At 73.1% G+C, this 657-nt stretch carries 1 protein-coding gene; it reads left to right on the top strand.

Translation table 11 applies throughout. The annotated features are described in order from the left end of the window. A partial coding sequence (locus OP79_RS49130) for an FAD-dependent oxidoreductase (RefSeq protein ID WP_033329825.1) occupies nt 1-657 on the top strand: 657 nt, incomplete at both ends.

Genomic DNA, 657 nt, shown 5'->3' with positions numbered 1-657 from the left:
GCAGGAGGAGACCGGCCGTGAGCTGCGCCGTCTGACCGGGTGCCTGCTGATGGGGCCGACCGAGCAGCAGCAGATGGCCACCGTCCTGCAGTCCATCGCCGAGCACGACCTCGACCACGAGGTGCTGGACGCGGAGTCGCTGGCCAAGCGCTTCCCGCAGTACCGGCTCGGGGACGGTGACGCGGCCGTGCTCGACCGCCGGGCGGGCTTCATCCGCCCGGAGCTGACCGTCCAGAGCGCCGCGCGCCGCGCGGAGGAGCTGGGTGCCGTGATCCACCGCTACGCCACGGTCCGCGAGATCGTTCCCGTCGCGGGCGGCGGGGTGGAGGTCCGCACCGACGCCGGCGGCGAGCGTTTCGACGCGGCCGTCGTCACGGTCGGTCCCTGGGTCAACGACCTGCTGCCCGGCCTGCCGTGGGAGGTGGGGTTCGGCGAGGAGCGTCCCGCGTTCATCCGTACGGCACCCATCCACTGCTACGGTCTGCCCTCCCCGGACGGCGTCTCGGTCAAGCTCGGCCTCTCCCAGGCCCTGAACCGGCCCGCCGGCGACCCGAACCGGCTGGACCGGACGGTGCAGCCGGAGGAGCTGCAGATCTATGCCGACTTGATCGGCCGCTACCTGCCGGACCTGCACCCGGACCCGACCCGGCTCTCCGT

Source organism: Streptomyces yerevanensis, from assembly GCF_000716805.1.
GTDB classification, from domain to species: domain Bacteria; phylum Actinomycetota; class Actinomycetes; order Streptomycetales; family Streptomycetaceae; genus Streptomyces; species Streptomyces flaveus.
This window is presented reverse-complemented; position numbering and strand designations above follow the sequence as displayed.